Origin of the sequence: Neomicrococcus lactis (assembly GCF_014200305.1) — a bacterium.
Lineage (GTDB): Bacteria > Actinomycetota > Actinomycetes > Actinomycetales > Micrococcaceae > Neomicrococcus > Neomicrococcus lactis.
Genome location: NZ_JACHBL010000001.1, coordinates 378,259 through 397,364, shown reverse-complemented (window position 1 = coordinate 397,364; position 19,106 = coordinate 378,259). Strand labels below are relative to the sequence as shown.

At 59.4% G+C, this 19,106-nt stretch carries 16 protein-coding genes; 9 read left to right on the top strand and 7 right to left on the bottom strand.

Annotated elements, in window-relative coordinates; genetic code table 11:
• Positions 1-62 precede the first annotated feature (62 nt).
• A complete protein-coding gene (locus BKA12_RS01915) occupies positions 63-413 on the top strand; it encodes a hypothetical protein (RefSeq protein ID WP_183640265.1) in 351 nt (116 codons plus the stop codon).
• 126 nt (positions 414-539) lie between these two features.
• Entirely contained in the window at positions 540-983 is a 444-nt protein-coding gene (locus tag BKA12_RS01910) for an OsmC family peroxiredoxin (RefSeq protein ID WP_183640264.1), read from the top strand.
• Positions 984-1,000: 17 nt separating this feature from the next.
• Here BKA12_RS01910 and BKA12_RS01905 read toward each other — a convergent pair whose 3' ends face one another.
• Together BKA12_RS01905 and BKA12_RS01900 are read right to left on the bottom strand one after the other, a co-directional pair.
• Positions 1,001-4,663 carry a S41 family peptidase gene (locus BKA12_RS01905; RefSeq protein ID WP_183640263.1) on the bottom strand — a complete coding sequence of 1,221 codons (3,663 nt, stop codon included), beginning with the start codon at positions 4,661-4,663 and terminating at the stop codon, positions 1,001-1,003.
• A gap of 43 nt (positions 4,664-4,706) precedes the next feature.
• On the bottom strand, positions 4,707-6,221 hold the full coding sequence (locus BKA12_RS01900) for a serine/threonine protein kinase (protein ID WP_183640262.1): 1,515 nt from the start codon (positions 6,219-6,221) through the stop codon (positions 4,707-4,709).
• A gap of 115 nt (positions 6,222-6,336) precedes the next feature.
• On the opposite strand from BKA12_RS01900, the gene lipB reads away from it, so the two are divergent.
• From lipB to BKA12_RS01885, 3 genes are all read left to right on the top strand, one after another.
• A complete protein-coding gene (gene lipB, locus BKA12_RS01895; RefSeq protein WP_183640261.1) occupies positions 6,337-7,035 on the top strand; it encodes a lipoyl(octanoyl) transferase LipB in 699 nt (232 codons plus the stop codon).
• Positions 7,032-8,036, top strand: coding sequence for a lipoyl synthase (lipA, locus tag BKA12_RS01890; protein WP_183640260.1), 1,005 nt, complete (start codon positions 7,032-7,034; stop codon positions 8,034-8,036). The genes lipB and lipA overlap by 4 nt, the downstream gene beginning before the upstream one ends.
• A gap of 105 nt (positions 8,037-8,141) precedes the next feature.
• Positions 8,142-8,900, top strand: coding sequence for a DUF4191 domain-containing protein (locus BKA12_RS01885; protein WP_183640258.1), 759 nt, complete (start codon positions 8,142-8,144; stop codon positions 8,898-8,900).
• Between the two features lie 119 nt (positions 8,901-9,019).
• Here the strand turns inward: BKA12_RS01885 and BKA12_RS01880 are convergent, their stop codons facing one another.
• A complete protein-coding gene (locus tag BKA12_RS01880; RefSeq protein WP_183640257.1) occupies positions 9,020-9,496 on the bottom strand; it encodes an RDD family protein in 477 nt (158 codons plus the stop codon).
• 165 nt (positions 9,497-9,661) lie between these two features.
• Between BKA12_RS01880 and glnA (BKA12_RS01875) the strand changes: the two genes are divergently transcribed.
• Complete coding sequence (glnA, locus tag BKA12_RS01875; RefSeq protein ID WP_183640255.1) at positions 9,662-11,086, top strand: type I glutamate--ammonia ligase; 1,425 nt, start codon at positions 9,662-9,664, stop codon at positions 11,084-11,086.
• A gap of 170 nt (positions 11,087-11,256) precedes the next feature.
• Here glnA (BKA12_RS01875) and BKA12_RS01870 read toward each other — a convergent pair whose 3' ends face one another.
• The 3 genes from BKA12_RS01870 to glnA (BKA12_RS01860) are packed head-to-tail and all read right to left on the bottom strand — an operon-like array spanning position 11,257 to position 16,027.
• Entirely contained in the window at positions 11,257-11,604 is a 348-nt protein-coding gene (locus BKA12_RS01870; protein WP_183640253.1) for a cupin domain-containing protein, read from the bottom strand.
• 34 nt (positions 11,605-11,638) lie between these two features.
• On the bottom strand, positions 11,639-14,683 hold the full coding sequence (locus BKA12_RS01865; RefSeq protein ID WP_183640252.1) for a bifunctional [glutamine synthetase] adenylyltransferase/[glutamine synthetase]-adenylyl-L-tyrosine phosphorylase: 3,045 nt from the start codon (positions 14,681-14,683) through the stop codon (positions 11,639-11,641).
• A gap of 3 nt (positions 14,684-14,686) precedes the next feature.
• Positions 14,687-16,027: a type I glutamate--ammonia ligase gene (glnA, locus tag BKA12_RS01860; protein ID WP_183640250.1), complete on the bottom strand. Its 1,341-nt coding sequence runs from the start codon at positions 16,025-16,027 to the stop codon at positions 14,687-14,689.
• Positions 16,028-16,194: 167 nt separating this feature from the next.
• Between glnA (BKA12_RS01860) and panB the strand changes: the two genes are divergently transcribed.
• Positions 16,195-17,037, top strand: a complete 843-nt coding sequence (gene panB, locus BKA12_RS01855; protein ID WP_183640249.1) for a 3-methyl-2-oxobutanoate hydroxymethyltransferase — start codon at positions 16,195-16,197, stop codon at positions 17,035-17,037.
• A 9-nt stretch (positions 17,038-17,046) separates the two neighbouring features.
• Here panB and BKA12_RS01850 read toward each other — a convergent pair whose 3' ends face one another.
• On the bottom strand, positions 17,047-17,262 hold the full coding sequence (locus BKA12_RS01850; RefSeq protein WP_183640247.1) for an SPOR domain-containing protein: 216 nt from the start codon (positions 17,260-17,262) through the stop codon (positions 17,047-17,049).
• A gap of 78 nt (positions 17,263-17,340) precedes the next feature.
• On the opposite strand from BKA12_RS01850, the gene map reads away from it, so the two are divergent.
• Together map and ppgK are read left to right on the top strand one after the other, a co-directional pair.
• Complete coding sequence (gene map, locus BKA12_RS01845) at positions 17,341-18,213, top strand: type I methionyl aminopeptidase (RefSeq protein WP_183640246.1); 873 nt, start codon at positions 17,341-17,343, stop codon at positions 18,211-18,213.
• Positions 18,214-18,248: 35 nt separating this feature from the next.
• Positions 18,249-19,055, top strand: coding sequence for a polyphosphate--glucose phosphotransferase (gene ppgK, locus BKA12_RS01840; protein WP_183640244.1), 807 nt, complete (start codon positions 18,249-18,251; stop codon positions 19,053-19,055).
• The last annotated feature ends 51 nt before the right edge of the window (positions 19,056-19,106 follow it).

Genomic DNA, 19,106 nt, shown 5'->3' with positions numbered 1-19,106 from the left:
GGCCGGGTGTCATCGCCCACGATTTTCGACACTGCGTCGAAGAATGACTTAGGCTTTGAATTATGGATTTTCTCAAGCTTGTTCTCGTTCTTTTGCACCTCATCGGTGCAGCCGCCATCGTGGGTGGATGGCTTTCTAACTTCAAGACCCCAACCGTGACCAACTGGCAGTTCTACGGTGCAATCGGTCAGCTTGTCACCGGTCTCTTGCTGGTGGGACTCGCCGAAATGGGCGACGGTCAGGTCAACAACTTCAAGATCGGCGTGAAGGTCCTCCTCGCGATTGGTGTCTTTGTTGCCGCTCTCATCGGATGGCGCAAGGCTCGCGCAGGTCAGCCAGTCAGCACCGGCTTGGCACACGGAACCGGTGGTACCGGTCTGATCGCTATGGCTGTTGCTGTCCTCTGGCAGTAAGAGGGTTTTAGTCCTCAGCGTTTTAACGGTGGTTTACCGAAAAGTGCTGGGCTAGTCTGAGTGGAGTTGCCAACAAGGCAGCTCCACTTTTTGTTGTGCTGAGAAGTATTTTCTTGAGGAGACATCATGGCAGTGACACGTTCAGCTCGTACCGAATGGAATGGGGATCTGGTTTCCGGTAGCGGCCAGACGACGTTCGAGACCTCCAAGCTTGGCACCTTCGACGTCACCTGGCGCGCTCGCGCCGAGGCTGCCGAAGGCAAGACCTCCCCCGAAGAACTCATCGCCGCTGCACACGCAACGTGCTACTCGATGGCCTTCTCCAACATCCTGAAGACCGCCGGCCACGCACCAGAGCGCATTGATACGCGCGCTGAGGTGGATTTCTCCACGGACGGCGGCGCACAGATCTCTGAGATTCGTTTGATCGTCCGCGCAGACGTTCCGGGCATCAGCGAAGAGGACTTCGCCAAGGCCGCTCAAGAAGCCAAGGAAGGCTGCCCAGTGTCCAAGGCCCTTGCCGGCGTCGAGAGCATCACTTTGGATGCTCAGCTCGGCGGCAGCAACTAACTCTGAGGCTCCCCGGCCTACTGCTCCCCAGCTCGACGCGCATACTGCGGACGCGGCGGTAGCGGCCCCGGCTGAAGCGAGGAATAACCACTTCGCAGCGGCGGCCGCGCCGTCCCGTGCTCCGCATGGAGTTCCGCAAGGACCTCCAACGCGCGTTCGAGCTGGGGATCTCTATTTTCCGTGTAAGCGTGCGGCGGATACGGAACTTCCACATCCGGGCTCACGCCACGGTTTTCAATCCCCCAGCCCACACCTTGCGTGAACCACGTGGCATAACGCGGCTGGGTCACCTTGGTGCCGTCGGCGAGGTCAAAGAGATTATCGATTCCGACGACGCCGCCCCAAGTTCGCATTCCGACTACGGGTCCGAGGTTCCTCAGTTTCGTCACCTGCGTAATGATGTCGCCGTCAGATCCTGCCCACTCGTCAGTGAGTAGAACGAGCGGGCCACGTGGAGCGCTCGATGGGTACGTTCCCGTGCGCATCTCGCGTGCCATGGTCCAGGCCGTCACCTTGCGGCCGATGAGTTCCGCCACCAACTGGGACGTGTGACCGCCACGGTTGCGACGCACATCGACGATCAGCGCATCCTTGCTGGTTTCCACATCTAGGTCACGGTGCAACTGCGCCCAGCCTTGAGCAGACATGTCCGGGACGTGGAGGTAACCGAAGTTTCCATCGCTCGCGTCGCGGACGCGTTGCCGGTTGGTGGCAACCCAGTCCTGATAGCGAAGGCGCTCTTCGTTCTGCAGCGGCACGAAGGCGACGCGGCGGATCGAGCCCGGATCGCGTCCATTGGGTCCCTCTTCGATCGTGAGTTCCACGGTCTTTCCAGCTGCGCTCGTCAAGAGCGCCTCCGGTCCCACATCGGTGGGCACGATCTGCCCGTCAACGCCCAGCACCGCATCGCCTTCGCGGACACCCACGCCCGGGGCGCGCAGTGGCGGATAAGCCTGCGGGTCAGAAGAGTCGCCTTCAAGCAGGCGGGAGATGACCCATTTGCCGTCCCCTTGACGCGCCAAGTCGGCGCCGAAAAGGCCCTGATACCCGGCACCGGATTCCATCGCCGCGAACGGCGAAACGTACGCGTGAGACGTGCCCAGCTCGCCGTGGAGTTCCAAGAGAATGTCCACGAGGTCGTCATGGCTGCCCAAACGCTCGATGAGCGGCCGGTACTTTTTGGCAATGTTCTCCCAGTCAAGGCCTGCCATATCTTCGGTCCAGAAGAAGTCACGCTGCAAGCGCCACGTCTCGTTGAACATCTGTCCCCACACCTTGGCGGGTTCAAGCTCCACGCGAATGCGGTTCAAGTCCAAGCGAAGTGCGTCCGCCGATGAAACTTCCACACTGCGATCGGTTGGAACGCACCGCACTTCGATGCCATTGATGTAGACAAGCTTCTTCTTGTCGCCCGAAACACGGAATTGGCTGAGTCGGTTAACAAGCGTGGTGGTCTTCTTCTGCTCCAGATCGAAACGTTGCAGACGAAGGCTACTGCCGCCGCTGTCTGTGGTTCCGTCACCGGTCACGCCCACGGATTCGTCAACGAGCCACAACAGTGCATTGTTGACGGCCACCAGGCGGCTGTAGCGGCCTTGAGATACCGGGACGGCGAAGAGTCGCTGTGCGATTCCTTCCCCGTCGACATTGGTAGTAGATGGCGTTTGGCCGCTCGGTAATACGCTGCGGTTGTGGCCAGTCGCTGAGTAAGCGCTCGGACCGAACGGGCTCGGTGTGTTGTCCGCGAGCGAGACCATGAACGGCTTCGTGGACGCAGGGAAACTCAAGTCAAAGCTATGCGTGTCATAGACGGGATCGAAGGAGCGTTCAGACAAGAACGCCAAATACTGGCCATCGAGCGTGAAGGACGGCGAGTGGTCGTGGAATCGACCGTCGGTGACGAGGATCGGTTCTCGAGCCGCCTGAGTGGTGGACGCCAAGAGCAGGCGGCTACGGCCCTCATGCGCCGTGACGGGTTCAATCCACGCGACCCACCCGGAGTCCGGTGAGAAGCTCAAGTGAGAAATAGCGCCGTAGTCCGTGGAGCCCAGCAGCCGCCACTTAGCTTCGCGGACATTGAGCAAGTAGGCCTCGCCGTACTCGGTGCCCAAGCCAATCCAGCGGCCATCGGGACTGACTTCGAGCACACGCGGGCGGCCGCGGACCGGCAGCTCAATGCGCGTTAGCCCGGCCTGGCCGGAATCCGTTTCCGAGGTTTCACGAGCATCAGTGCCGTCAACACCTACGGTTTCACGCACGTCTCGGGTAGAGCTATGGGGATGTGCCGTGCTGAGATCCGGCTTTTCTGCTTCATTCTCAACGGGCGAATCCGGCATCACACCATCGGCGCGAGCGGTGAGTTCCTGGTCCGGTTTCGCATCCAGAGCTACCGTGCGCGGGTCACTCGCTGAAGCGACTGCATCAGCTTTATCGGCAGAGTTGCCCGAGGCCCGTGATGTGGCGATGTCAGTGCTGGTGTTCTCATCAGCTTCGCCGTACGGTTCGTGGAACCAGTCGTGGAACGCATCATCGTCGCTCGCCGGCAGTCCGATGGCTGCCGTCGACGCGAAAGGGCCGTCCACGGTGAGGTCGCGGATGTAGAGTGCTTCCTCTCCCCCGTGGTCGGCGACATAAGCAACATGCTGCGGGTCCAACACACGTCCCAACCGGGCACGAACGCCAGGCGTGGCTTCCACCATGTGGCTCGGGCCGTCCTTGTGCAACAGCAAGTGCAACGTGCCATGGGTTTCGACCACGGAGGTTGAACCAGAGACATCCGGCGTCGCGGCCTTGAGGTTCTTGGTGGGGACCAGCATGGTGCGCCGACGGTTGTTGCCCGAAGAAGCGAGCTGGATATCCAAGCGACGCGACTCGGAATCCAAAGAATCGAGCACAAAAAGCTTGCCGCGGTGTTCGTAGATGAGCCGTTCGCCGTCGCTCGCGAGGTGGCGCGCATAGAACTGCACGTGATCCGTGTGACGGCGGATATCGGAGCCGTCTGGAAGCACGGAGTAGACGTTTCCGTATCCTTCGTGATCTGACAGGAAGGCGATGCGGCCGCCGATCCACTGAGGCAAGCACAAATTTGAGGTGATTTCGGGAACCAGCCGCTCGAACTGTCCGGAACCATGGCGGTCAATCCACAACTTTCCAGCTGCGCCACCACGGTAGCGCTTCCAATAGGCCGGTTCGCGCGTCAAGGCAGAACCTAAGACGACGGGGCGAACGCCGTCGCTCTCCTGGCCCCAGATCACCGAGTCGACGGGACCGTACTGTAGCAGCGTGGTCGGGCCTCCATCCAAAGGAACCGAGCGAGCCCACGTGTGCCGGTAATCCGACTGGCGGTAGGCCGTAATGGCGAGGACGTTGCCGTCCGGGGTGAAGCCGCGCATGCGCGTGGTGGAGCTACCCCAGTAGGACAGCTGTTTGAAGCCACCTCCGTCTATGTGAGCGGTGACTACTTCTGGTGAACGTCGCTGCACGACGCTCCACACCAGAGACTCTCCATCAGGGGTGAACTGAGGGTTTCGTGCAGGCAGGTGCATGGTGGAAATGCGCGTGGCACGCCCTCCATCCAGCGAGGCGATCCACACATCGTCTTCGGCCACGAACGTGACCTGATCATTGTGGAGGTGTGGGTAACGCAAATAGCTGCTGCTAGGACCGGTTTTGCTCGCCATATTTTGATCCTAGTCGGAGCCCGCATTCCCCTCGCGCAAGGCATCAAGTTCCCGAACGTTCGTGAAGCAGCGCAACGTCAGAAAGTTGCCACCGTTCACCCTCTTTCACGAGCGTAAATTCCACCTCTTGAACAGGCAACGTCTCGATGTGGTACTGCGAATTGTCGCCGAGATTCCTCACCGTAAACGGCTTGGTGACGGACTCCGCACGAACGGTCGCCTTCCCTGCAGGCGCGAGCGTGGTGACCTCTACGTTTTGCAACGAGGTGGAAAGTTCTTCATAGCGTAGCTTGCCCTCCACCAGAGTTGCCACGGTGGTGCGGTCCTGACGCAAGGACCGCGAATCATCCGCGTGAATTGCCTCAAGCGCGGCATCGTCTTGGTCCATGAGCGCCTGGTCGCGTGCGGCAGCCAGCGCGAATAGTTGATCCACGAGTCCGTCTTGCGATCCTGCCGCCGCGACGGGCTGGTGTGGCTCGGTCTGCGCTGCTGCAGGCTGATCTACCGACGGCTGTGGCGCACTGTTCGCCGGAGCGGCCAACATCATCATCACTCCCGCTCCCGTCAGGACTGCGGAAACTCCAACCGATGCCCACATCTTGATGGTCCTACGGCGAGCGCGGCGCCGGATGAGCTCCCGATCAAAGTGATGACGTGTCTTCACATAGGGAACGGCATGATGATCCGCGGTGACAGTGATGTCTACCGGCTCAGGCTCAGCGATTTTGAGTAGGCGTCTGGCGACATCTCCTGCGTTGGGCCGGGCCGCGGGATCTTCGTCCAAGCACGCTTCCACGAGGTTCACGAGATCTGTGTTTACGCCGCGAATAAAGACGCTCAGCGCGGGTCGATGCGAGGTCAGGCTAGGAACACGTCCCGTCAAGAGAAACCAGATCAAGGCACCTAACGAATACACATCGCGCTCGGGTTGGAGTACTTGTGGCGTCACCGCCTCGGGAGCATGAAAACCGGCCGTTCCTGCATCGAATTGCCGATACCCCGTCCGTTGGGAAGCGGAACCGTCGATGAGCTTCGGCGTGCCGTCCGCACCGAAGAGCACATTGTCCGGCGAAATATCGCCGTGCACTCGCCCCATTCCATGAAGATGTGCGACGGCCGCAGCAATGGGTACCACGATCGCACTCGTCTGCCCCACACTTTGCGGCCCCAGCGACCGCACCACGCCGAGCGCGCTTCCGCCCGGCAAGTACTCCAGAATATTCACCGGCAGATCGCTGGAGTCGACCGTCTCTGCCGTAGCGGTACCCAGTAACCGCACCACATGCGGATGCTCAACGCCACGCAACGACTCCCGTTCGAGGGCAGCGAAACGCTCGCCAGCGTCGTCGTCCTCAAAAATTTTCAGAGCCAGCGGTGCCGCGGTCCGCACATCCTCCGCAAGATAGACCCTGCTCACGCTTCCCGTGCCAATTAGTTCGGACAGCCGGTAGCCCGGAACCAGCGGCAAGGAGGACGACGACGCAGCTCGCCTCGCGGGGTTCGTTGCGGTTGCTAGCGGGGTGACGGTGAATTTAGGTTCCGGTTCGTGGCTCGGCATGGCACTAGTCTTGCCCAGAATTGAGAACCCTGCAGAAGTTATCCACAGGCACCACCACGCCCCAAACGTCGTAAGGAATTAAGCCTTTGGGGCACACACGACTAGGCTGGAGCGCATGAATCCAACGACAACGGTGTTGGGACTTGATCCGAACTTCGTTCCTTATCAAGAGGCTTGGGATCTCCAAAAGAAGACCCATGAAGCCGTGGCGAATCACTCCCAATCGCCAGAAATCTTCCTTCTCGAGCATGATGCCGTCTATACGGCAGGCAAACGCACGGAAGAGCAAGACCGCCCTACCGATGGCACGCCGGTGATCGACGTGGACCGTGGCGGCCTGCTGACGTGGCATGGCCCGGGGCAGCTCGTGGGTTATCCGATTATTGAACTGGCCGACAAAGCCGGAATCCGCCCGTACGTTGAGACGCTCGAACAGGCCCTCATCAATGTCATCGCCGACTACGGAGTGAAGGGTGAGCGCGTCAAGGGCCGCTCCGGCGTCTGGATTGTGGGTGACGGAATCACTCCAGACCGCAAGATTGCAGCCATTGGAATCCGCGTGGATCATGGTGTCACGATGCACGGTTTTGCTCTCAATTGCTCCCACAGCATCGACCCGTACAACATCATTGTTCCGTGCGGCATCACGGACGCCGGCGTCACCACCATTTCCCTCGAAGCGGGCAAGACGGTCACACCGTCTGACGTGGTGGATCGCGTCGCCGAAGAATTGGTCAAACTACTTACTCCGCTGATGAAGAACCAGTCAGCTATCGAGACCGACGTACCTCAGACGGAAGGAATCAACGCATGAGCCCGGCACCCGAAGGACGTCGCATGCTGCGCATCGAAGCGCGCAACGCACAGACGCCCGTTGAACGTAAGCCTGAGTGGATCAAGGCGAAGGTAAACATCGGTCCCGAGTATGTGGGCCTCAAGAAGCTGGTGCAGGGCGAGAACTTGCACACCGTGTGTGAAGAAGCTGGCTGCCCCAACATCTTTGAATGCTGGGAAGACAAGGAAGCAACCTTCCTCATCGGCGGTTCCGAGTGCACGCGTCGTTGCGACTTCTGCCAGATTCACACCGGCAAGCCTTCCCCGCTGGACGCCACGGAGCCGCTTCGCGTGGCAGAGTCCGTCCGCCAGATGGGACTTCGCTACGCCACCGTCACCGGTGTTGCACGCGACGATCTCGCCGACGAAGGAACCTGGCTCTATGCCGAGACCGTTCGCAAGATTCACGAACTCAACCCGAACACCGGTGTAGAGCTCTTGATCCCGGACTTCTCCGGCAAGCGCGAGTACCTCGAAGAGATCTGCGCATCTGCCCCTGAGGTGTACGCACACAACCTCGAGACCGTTCCGCGGTTGTTCAAGTCCATCCGTCCGGCGTTCCGCTACGAACGTTCACTCGAGGTCTTGAGCATTGGCCGCGAACTGGGCATGATCACCAAGTCCAACCTGATTCTGGGCATGGGTGAAACGCGCGAAGAAGTTTCTGAGGCTTTGCGCGATCTCCACGACGCTGGCTGCGACTTGATCACGATCACGCAGTACTTGCGTCCTACCGAGCGTCACCACCCAGTGGAGCGTTGGGTCAAGCCACAGGAATTCGTGGACATCTCTGATGAAGCCGAAGAGATTGGTTTCTTGGGCGTCATGTCCGGACCGTTGGTGCGTTCTTCCTACCGCGCCGGCCGTTTGTGGGCCCGCGCTATGCGTAGCAAGGGACGCGAAATTCCCGCTGAGCTGGCACATATTGAGGATTCAGGAAGCACGCGGCAGGAAGCTGCAACGTTGGTGGCTAGCAGCTAACGCTTCGTGAGTTTATGGATGGGATCGGTCGCTTGAAGCAGCCGGTCCCATTCTTGCTTAACGACTAGCGCACTTTCGGCTCGCGCTACCGTAGAATAAGCCATTATGGCTTCTCGCAATCCCCAAGATACTTCCGCGGCAGAACCACGCCGCAGTTTGTTCAATCGCAAACCCAAGGCGGAAAAGGCTGAAAAACAGCCCGGCCGCTTCCGTCAGTTTGGCCAAGTCTTCCAAATGACGCGCCGCGAAGACCCCACGGTTGTGTGGATCATGCTGCTGGCATTCCTCGCCGTAGTTGCCGTGGGATTGCTCGTTGGCTTGTTGCTCAACAACTGGATCACCGGCCTCTTGATAGGTATCCCGCTGGGTCTTCTGGCCGCTGTGTGGATCATGTCCCGCCGCGCTGAGCGTGCCGCCTTTTCTCAGTTGGAGGGACGCCAGGGTGCCGCAGGTGCAGCCATGTCTGTATTGCGTCGGGGCTGGATCTTAAAGGAACAGCCTGTTGCCATCAACCCACGCACGCAGGACTTGGTGTTCTTAGGAATTGGCCGCCCGGGTGTTGTTCTTGTGACCGAAGGTCCTACCAACCGTGTCCGTCCGCTAGTAGATGGCGAAAAGCGCCGTATGAGCCGCGTGTTGCCTAACGTGCCTATCCATGTCATCAATGCAGGTTCCCTCGAGGGACAGACGCCTTTGGCTGACGTTGCAAAGGTCATGAAGAAGCTTCCGAAGTCCATCACGAAGGACGAAGTGCACGCAGTGGATATGCGTATCTCTACGTTGCCAAGCGCTCGTCTGCCAATCCCTAAGGGCATTGACCCAATGAAGGCTCGCCCGGACCGCCGTGCGATGCGAGGCCGCTAAACTTTCGAACATATACGTAGCGGGGTGCACCAGTTGATGGTGCACCCCGCCACTTTTTTGTGTCAGGCGTTTGTTTCCTCAAGAACGTTTGTGCCGAGACCGCCGTCATATTATGAAATCTAGATCCGGACCAACACCGTGTTCACTGCACGGTCATGCATTCCACGCTGGTCGGCATCAATAATGAACGCCGGCACCACGAGCGCTAGCAGCAGCGAGCGGATGGCGCCTGCCAGGAAATAGGAGCCTGTGCCGTCCAGCTTTTGTACCTGCATCCCGAAGGCACGATGACCAACAGAATGTCCGGTTACGCCGACAAAAAGGATCTGCATGGCCACGAATATGAGCAACGTCACTATGGAGTCATAGTTGAAGAACAATGCGGAAATGGCCATCGCTAAGCCCCAGTCGATCACAATCGCGCCGACGCGTCGTGGGAATCTTGCGATGCTGCCGGGACCATCGGCCGGCCGTCCAAGGCGCTGACCTGGGTATTCTTGCTGATTCAGCTGCGGCGGACCGTCCAACCACGAACCAACATCCTGACGATTAATTGGTTCATTATTTTTTTCATTGGAGCCACCGTTTCTTGCCATGAGAACGAGCTTATCGAATTTGAGTCTTGTAACCTCCCGGAAACAATCGCGATACACACACTTAACTGGTTGTTAGTACGGTGGTATGCAATGAAGGGGCGAGAAAGTATGCTTCCTCACGGGGGCCGACAGGTCCACATTCTCTGTAACAACAGGAGCAAGTAGATGTTCAAAAACGCGGACGAAGTCCTCAAGTTCATCAAGGACGAGGACGTCAAGTTTGTCGATATTCGATTCACTGACCTTCCCGGTGTGCAGCAGCACTTCAACGTTCCGGCCAGCACGGTTGACGCTGAATTCTTCGAGAATGGTCAGCTCTTTGACGGTTCCTCGATTCGCGGATTCCAGGGCATCGCCGAATCCGATATGCAGTTGATCCCAGATCCAACCACTGCATTCATCGACACGTTCCGTGTCGAGAAGACCCTTGCATTGAACTTCTCGATCGTGAACCCACGTACGGGCGATCCGTACCACCGCGACCCACGTGGCGTCGCAGAGCGCGCTGAAGCTTACTTGGCTTCCACCGGCATCGCCGACACCGCGTTCTTCGCTCCTGAAGCCGAATTCTTCGTCTTCGACAACATCCAGTACGAGTCCAGCCCACAGGGTTCTTTCTACAAGCTGGATTCCGAAGAGGCTTACTGGAACACCGGCCGCGAAGAAGAAGGCGGCAACTTGGGCTACAAGACGCCCAAGAAGGGTGGCTACTTCCCAGTTTCGCCAGTCGACAAGCAGGCTGACCTCCGTGACGCCATCTCCCTTGAGCTTGCAGCTGCAGGCCTTGAGGTTGAGCGCGCTCACCACGAAGTTGGATCCGCCGGCCAGGCAGAAATCAACTACAAGTTCGACACCCTCACGCACGCTGCTGACGACATCTTGAAGTTCAAGTACATCGTCAAGAACGTTGCTGATCAGTGGGGCAAGACCGCAACCTTCATGCCAAAGCCAGTCTTCGGTGACAACGGTTCCGGCATGCACTGCCACCAGTCGCTCTGGGCAAACGGTGAGCCTTTGTTCTACGACGAGAAGGGCTACGCAGGCCTCTCTGACATCGCTCGCTGGTACATCGGCGGCTTGCTCAAGCACGCTTCCGCTGTCTTGGCTTTCACGAACCCAACCGTGAACTCCTACCGCCGTTTGGTCAAGGGCTTCGAAGCTCCGGTCAACATGGTGTACTCGCAGGGTAACCGGTCCGCCGGTATCCGTATCCCGATCACGGGCTCCAACCCGAAGGCAAAGCGCATCGAATTCCGTGCGCCGGACCCATCGTGCAACCCCTACTTGGCGTTCGCTGCTCAGCTCATGGCTGGCCTCGACGGCATCAAGAACCGCATCGAGCCTGCAGATCCGATCGACAAGGACCTCTACGAGCTTCCACCAGAAGAGGCCAAGGACATCCAGAAGGCTCCAGGTTCCCTCGAAGAAGCTCTTGAAGCACTCGAGAACGACTACGAGTTCTTGCTTGCAGGCGACGTCTTCACCGAAGACCTCATCCGCACCTGGATCGAGTACAAGCGCGAGAACGAAATCCTCCCGCTCTCCATCCGTCCGAACCCTTACGAGTTCGAGCTGTACTACGGCTGCTAATTAGCCCGCGAAATTCACTCTCGCACTGATTGCAAAAAATCCGCCCGCCATTTCCAGCTTTCACGCTGGGCTTGGCGGGCGGACTTTTTTGTTGATGTCGTCAGTGCCGCGCTGTAGGCAACTGAGATGTCAGTTATGAAGTACCATGCCGCCGCCCCACCTCGTGCGGCCTAGCCGCGAACACGGGTCAACAGGAAGCACGCCGCTCCCCCGTCACCCGTGACGTTGTGTACCGCGTTGGGCAGCACGAACAGCCCTCCTTCGGCAACGCCTTCATGCTGGCTCTGGCCCTGTTCATCAGTCCAGGACACTGTGATGGCACCACGAAGCACTTGGAGCGCTGCCGCCGGTGGCTTCGGGTGATCAGAGAGCGCGCCACCCTCAGCCAGGTAAACGAGCATTTGTGAGAGGTTTCCGTCACGAATCACTTCGTGCACGGCAAACTTCGTCTCGCCCTCGACTGTCTGGCGCTCCATGGTGGCGATGAATCGGTCGATCTGTTCACGCGTCTGCTTCACGGTGACTCCCCTTTGAGTGTTTGATGAATGGCGTTTATTCGTCGGCGTAGAAGTGCTTCTCGAAGACGACTCGCGCACGGCGGGCTGACTTCAAGTAGTCGTCCTCGAGCTTGGCTGCGTTTCCGGAGGCATAACCGCACCAGCGTGCCGCAGCCTCCATGTCGCGGATGTTGCGCGGCAACTGGTCCGATGCGCGTCCAGACACGATGATGTTGGCGCAACGAATGCGCGTGGCAAGCACCCAAGCATGGTCCAGCACCTCGACATCCGCCGCTGGTAGCAACTCGGCGTCCTTGAGCGCCTTCAGCGCGGCACGCGTGGACGTGGTGCGCAGCGCCGGGTAGGCCTTGGTGTGAATGAGCTGCAGAGACTGCACTAGCCACTCGACGTCACTCAAACCGCCGCGGCCCAGCTTGAGCTGCCGCGATGGATCGGCGCCGCGTGGCATGCGTTCAGCTTCCACGCGCGCTTTGATTCTTCGGATTTCGACGACGTCGCTCGGCGTTATTGCCGAGGCATACCGAACGCTGTCCACGAGTTCAAAGAATTCGTTCGCGACCTTATCCGAGCCACCGAGCGGGCGGGCGCGCAAGAGTGCTTGAGTTTCCCAGACTCTGGACCAGCGCGAGTAGTACTCACGGTAAGCGTCGAGAGTACGCACGAGCGGTCCTTGACGGCCTTCGGGGCGCAGGTCCGCGTCCACTTCGAGTTTCGGTTCTGCCAGAATGGCTGGCTTGAGCGGAATGTTGACGTAATGCTGGACGTTGCCCACGATGCGCAGTGCTTGTTGCTGAGCTTCTTGCTCGTCGACATCTGGCAACGGCCGGTGCACATACATGACGTCTACGTCAGAACCGTAGCCAATTTCGCGTCCGCCTTGGCGACCCATCGCGACGATCAAAAGCTCGGTGATCTTCTCAGACTGCGAGTATTCCTCTTGCTCTGCAACTCGCAGAATGCCCAGAACGGCGGCACGGTCAACATCCGAGAGAGCCTTGCCCACTTCATCTTGATCGATGAGCCGCGCAGAGTCTGCAAGCGCGATGCGCAAGAGTTCACGGCGGCGGATCAGGCGAATGAGGCGCAGACGCTTTTCGTGATCTTTGTGGCGTCCCAGCTTGGAGGAAATCTCTGACCACAGCTTGTCGAACGGCTGCGGTTCGAGGTCCGCGTCGTTGCCGAGCCACGCTGCGGACTCGGGCGAAACCTCGAGGAGGTCCGTGATGAAGCGGCTCGAGGACAGGATGGTGCACAATCGCTGAGCACCGGCTGGCGAATCTCGCAGCATGCCCAAGAACCAGTGAGAGTCACCGAGGGCCTCGGACAATCGACGGAAGCCCAAGAGTCCGGCATCGGGATCCACGCCTTCGGCGATCCATCCCAGCAGGATGGGGAGCAACTGCCGTTGGAGCGCCGAGCGGCGACTAACGCCAGAGGTCAGCGACTCAATGTGGCGCATGGCGCCCTTAGGATCTGCGTAACCGAGTGCCTTCAAGCGCGCCTGAGCAGCTTCAGGGGTCAAGCGAATCTCGTCGGCAGACAAGTTCGCGGCCGTCGCCAAGAGCGGTCGGTAGAAGATCTTCTCGTGCAAGCCACGCACTTCGCGCTTGGTCGCCTGCCAACGCGTGAGCATTTCGTCCGTCGAGATCCATCCCGGAATACCGAGCCCCTGCGAAGCTCGGGCGATCGTACGCATCGCGTCAGGCTTGGTAGGCATCAAGTGCGTGCGGCGCAAACGCGTGAGCTGAATACGATGTTCCAGAACTCGCAGGAAGCGGTACGCGCCACCAAAATTTGCGGCATCGGCCCGGCTCATGTATCCGGCTTCAGCCAGCTCATCAATGGCGGTCAGCGTATTGCGGACACGCAGAGACTCTTCCGTGCGTCCGTGCACCAACTGCAAGAGCTGCACGGTGAACTCGACGTCGCGCAATCCGCCGGGTCCCAGCTTGATCTGACGGTTGACCTCAGCGGCAGGAATGTTATCCGTGACGCGTCGACGCATCGCTTGAGTGGATTCCACGAACCCGTCGCGTTCGGAGCTTACCCAAATCATGGGGGCAACAGCTTCTTCGTACGCTGCGCCGAGCTCCGCGTCTCCTGCCAAGTACCGAGCCTTGAGTAGTGCCTGGAATTCCCACGTCTCCGCCCAGCGCTTGTAGTAGGCCACGTGAGAATCGAGGGTGCGTGAGAGCGCGCCGTCTTTACCCTCTGGACGGAGGTTCGCGTCAAGCTCCCACAACCCGGGTTCCGGAGCGGACGCATTCATGGCACGAGCAGTCAGCGTCGCCAACTGTGCCGCCATCTTTGCCGCCGCGTCGGCATCAAGGTGAGCTGCGCCGTCGTCCTTCAGGCCGTCACGCACCGCGTGAACGTAAATGACGTCAACGTCTGAAATGTAATTGAGCTCGCGCGCACCGCATTTGCCCATGCCGATCACCGCGAGGCGCAACGCGTCCACGGCCTCGGGCGAGGTTTTAGTGATGACCTCAGCGCGAGCGAGCGCAAGGCCGGCGGAAATCGCGGCGCCGGCGAGGTCTGCAAGTTCGGCCGCGACCAGCGGGAACGCGACTTCGGGATCCGCACAGCACAGATCGCGCATGGCCAGATCCAACAGCAGCGCGCGGTACTTCACGCGCAAAGCAACAATGCCCTCGGTGCCAACAATCGTGGCAACCGGACGTTCAGCGTCTGGATCGGCGCCGACGGATTCGAGTAGTTCGCGCGTCAGCTCAGCCGCTTCGCGGGCACGGAATGTCGCTTGAGGATCCGTGTCTACGATGCTCAAATACCGTGGCTGTCGCACTAAGAATTCGCCGAGCGCCTCGCTGGCGCCCAGCACGCGGAAGAGCGGAATGCTGCGATCGCCTTGAGCAATGAGCTTGAGAACCTTCGGTTCACGCTCCGCAATGCGCACCAACAGCAACAGCGCACTGTCCGGATCGGCGCAATACGAAAGAGCCTCTAGCAAGTCCTCGCGAGAGACGGATTCGAGTTCGCGCGCCTTGAGAAAGCGCTCGGCGCGCTCAATATCGGCGAAGCCAACCGCGATGAGATCTCGCTGTGTCGCGACACGCACGGCTTAGAGAATCCCGAGGTACCGGTTCAGCTCGAACGGGCTCACGTCGTGACGGTACTCATCCCACTCGTCCTGCTTGTTGCGCAAAAAGGACTGGAAGACCTGCTCGCCCAGAATGTCAGCAACGAGCTCGGAGTCTTCCATCGCGCGTATGGCGTCATGCAAGCTGCCTGGCAACGGCTTGTGGCCGGAAGCGCGGCGCTCAGCCGTGGAGAGACTCCAGATGTCATCCTCGGCGATTGGCATGAGTTCGTACTCTTCCTCGATGCCCTTCAGGCCAGCGCCCAAGAGGCACGCGAAAGCGAGGTACGGGTTCGCGGCCGAGTCAATGCCGCGGTACTCGATACGAGCGGACTGACCCTTGTGTGGCTTGTACAGCGGGATGCGGACCAGAGCGGAACGGTTGTTGTGTCCCCATGACAAGTGGCTCGGTGCTTCGCCGCCGCCCCACAAGCGCTTGTAGGAGTTCACGAACTGGTTGGTGATGGCGGTGAATTCTGGGGCGTGCTTCAAGATGCCCGCGATGAAGTGACGAGCGGTCTTGGAGAGCTGGAACTCACGGCCTGCTTCGAAGAACGCGTTGGAGTCGCCTTCGAAGAGGGAGAAGTGGGTGTGCATGCCAGAGCCCGGGTGCTCCTTGAACGGCTTCGGCATGAAGGTTGCGTAGCTGCCCTGCATCAAGGCAACTTCCTTGATGACCGTGCGGAACGTCATGATGTTGTCCGCGGTCTGCAAAGCGTCCGCGTACCGCAAGTCGATTTCGTTCTGGCCTGGGCCGCCTTCGTGGTGGGAGAACTCCACCGAAATGCCCACAGCCTCAAGCATGTTCACTGCGGTGCGGCGGAAGTCCTGAGCAACGCCGCCCGGAACGTGGTCAAAGTACCCACCGTAATCAACCGGCACTGGCATGCCATTCTGGCCGATCTCGTCCGAACGCAAAAGGTAGAACTCAATTTCAGGGTGCGTGTAGCACGTGAAGCCCATGTCGCCGGCGATCTTGAGCTGGCGCTTGAGAACGTAGCGCGGATCCGCGGAGGACGGAGTGCCGTCTGGGTTCTGGATATCGCAGAACATACGGCTGGTGGGTTCAATTTCGCTGCGCCACGGCAAGATCTGGAAGGTGGAAGGATCCGGCTGCGCGAGCATGTCGGATTCGAAGATGCGGGACAGACCCTCAATCGAGGAACCATCAAAACCGAGGCCTTCTTCGAATGCGCCTTCAACTTCTGCGGGAGCTAGGGCCACTGACTTGAGCGAACCCACTACGTCTGTAAACCACAAGCGCACAAAACGAACATCGCGTTCTTCAATGGTTCGCAGCACGAACTCTTGTTGACGATCCATGAAGGACTCCTCTCGCACGGCACCTGACGGTGTGGGCACTAGTCAGGTAAGCAAATCTTCCTGTCCCAGCAGTTATGTCCTCCACTTTACTCAAAAGCAACCCTCAACGAAGCTCGCGCAAGGCTGTTACTTCAAGGCAACAACCCGTAGCGGCGTAAACTGAGCGCATGACGGCTCAAGAATCAGCTCCTTACGCAGCGCCGACCCCACTCAAAAAGATCCGTACCGTTCACTTGGCCGAGTTCAAGAAGAACGGCCAACACTTCTCCATGCTGACCGCTTACGACCAGCACATGGCTGAGATCTTCGATGCCGCAGGAATCGAAACGATCCTCATTGGAGACTCCGCCGCCAATAACGTCATGGGCTATGACACCACGCTCCCCATCACCGTTGATGAAATGATCGTGTTCGCCAAAAGCGTGGCAGCCGGCGCGAAGCACTCCTTCTTGGTGTGCGATTTGCCCTTCGGCTCCTACGAAGTCTCCCCGCAGCAAGCCGTGGAGACCAGCATTCGCATCATGAAGGAAACCGGCGTTCACGCCGTAAAGATTGAATGTGATGAGCGCCAGACAGACACCGTGGCTGCGATTGCAGCAGCGGGCATTCCTGTTCTCGCCCACATTGGTTTCACCCCGCAAGCCGAACACTCACTCGGTGGATATCGCGTGCAGGGTCGCGGCGAAGAAGCCGCCGCCAAGCTCGTCAAAACTGCGAAGATGCTCGAAGCTGCAGGCAGTTTCTGCATCCTGCTAGAAATGGTCCCGGCCGAAGTCGCGAAGAAGGTTGATGAAGCAGTCACCGTGCCGACCATCGGTATTGGCGCCGGAAACGGCACCACGGGTCAGGTGCTGGTGTGGCAGGACATGTTGGGATTGCGCACGGGTCGCCTCCCGAAGTTCGTCAAGCAATACGCTCAGTTGCGCCCCATCATCGAAGAGGCCGCCAAGGCGTACAAGGCCGATGTTGCCTCCGGCGCCTTCCCGGCACCGGAGCACAACTTCGACTAAGGTTTTCGCTTAGGACTCGTCTTCGCTGTCCCAGGCTTCGTTGTTCTGATGGACCTTGTCCATCGCCTTCATTGCCTCTTCACGGCTAGCGTAGGGTCCAAGAAGTTTGGTCCAGTCAGACTGGGCACCCACCTCTACCCCACCCGTTTCCACGTTGTACCAGTAGTCGCCCTTCGGGGCGGCTCCGGTGCCTGCGTTGTCAGGTTGCGTTGTTTCTTCACTCATGGATTCCTCCTTGACGTGTGTTGAACCACGGTAGATGTTTCTCAGAGTACTCGGTCGTTGAGTGGTTAGGATCAAGGTATGTCAGTTTCAGTTGCACCAGTCGGGTCTCTCAAGCCCGGCACCCCCACGCCCATCCGCACGGTTCCCGCGAACATTGCGCGCCCGGAATACGTTGGCAAAAAAGCGCCAACGCCGTGGACCGGTGGCGATGTTCATTCTCCAGAAGTGATTGAGAAGATCCGCTTCGCGTCGAAGATCGCGGCCCAAGGCCTGCAGGAGATCGGCAAGGCAGTGCAGCCTGGTGTCACCACTGATGAGTTGGACCGCATTGGTCACGAGTTCTTGTTGGACCACAACGCGTACCCGTCCACTCTGAGCTACCGCGGCTTCCCGAAGTCCATTTGCACTTCGCTGAACGAAGTCATTTGCCACGGCATCCCGGACACCACCGTGGTTCAGGACGGCGACATCATCAACATTGACATCACCGCCTACATCGATGGCGTTCACGGTGACACGAACGCTACGTTCCTAGCCGGCGACGTCGACGAAGAATCACGCTTGCTCGTGGAGCGCACCGAAGAGTCCTTGCGCCGCGCCATCAAGGCTGTCATGCCGGGACGCCAGTTCAACGTGCTGGGCCGCACCATTCAGTCCTACGCGAAGCGCTTCGGTTACGGAGTGGTCCGGGATTTCACTGGCCACGGCGTAGGTCCCGCTTTTCACACCGGTTTGATTGTTCCCCATTACGACGCCGCACCGCGTTTTTCGGATCTCATCGAACCCGGAATGACCTTCACCATTGAACCGATGCTCACGCTGGGCACGGCCGATTGGGACATGTGGGAAGACGGATGGACTGCCACCACCAAGGATAAGAAGCGCACCGCTCAGTTCGAGCACACGCTCCTTGTCACTGAGTCCGGCGCCGAAATCCTCACGCTTCCTTAATAGCTTCACCCCTTCTACGAGAGGATCTACTTCTCATGGCTTTAGCACCAGCATCCGGCATCAAGCCGCACCACGAGCGCGGCATCGGCGTTGATATCGGCGGAACCGGCATCAAGGGTGGCATCGTCAACCTCACCACCGGTGAGCTACTTGGCGAACGCTTCCGTATTGACACGCCCAAGCCCGCCACCCCTGAGGCAGTTGCCGAAGTCTTGAAGCAGATTGTGGACGAGCTCATGAGCCGTCCTGAGGCGCCTGAAGCGGATACCGCTGTGGGCGTCACCTTCCCAGCGATCATCGCCAACGGCGTGGCTATGTCTGCCGCCAACGTGGACGAGTCCTGGATCGGCACGGACGTGGACTCACTCTTCACGAAGGTCCTAGGACGGCCGGTGACGGTGATCAACGATGCCGACGCCGCTGGCCTGGCCGAAGCTCGCTACGGCGCTGGCAAGGACGTGCCGGGCACGGTCCTCACGATCACCCTGGGCACGGGTATTGGATCCGGATTGGTCTTCAACGGCCAGCTCGTGCCGAACCTCGAGCTCGGCCACTTGGAGATCGACGGGCACAACGCCGAATCGAAGGCTAGTGCCACGGCTCGCGAGCGCGATGACATCGGTTGGAATGAATACTCCAAGCGTCTGCAGCGCTACTTCAGCCACGTCGAGTTCCTCTTCTCCCCCAACCTCTTCATTGTGGGCGGAGGCATCTCGAAGAAGTCTGAGAAGTTCTTGCCGAACCTCGATTTGCGCACCAAGATTGTTCCGGCTCAGCTGATCAACAACGCAGGCATCGCCGGTGCTGCATTGCAGTCCACGCTGTCCTCCGAAAACTCCTAAGAGCTGAACCAGCTTCAGATCTGAGTCAGCGTCAGCACCCAACTCAGAAAC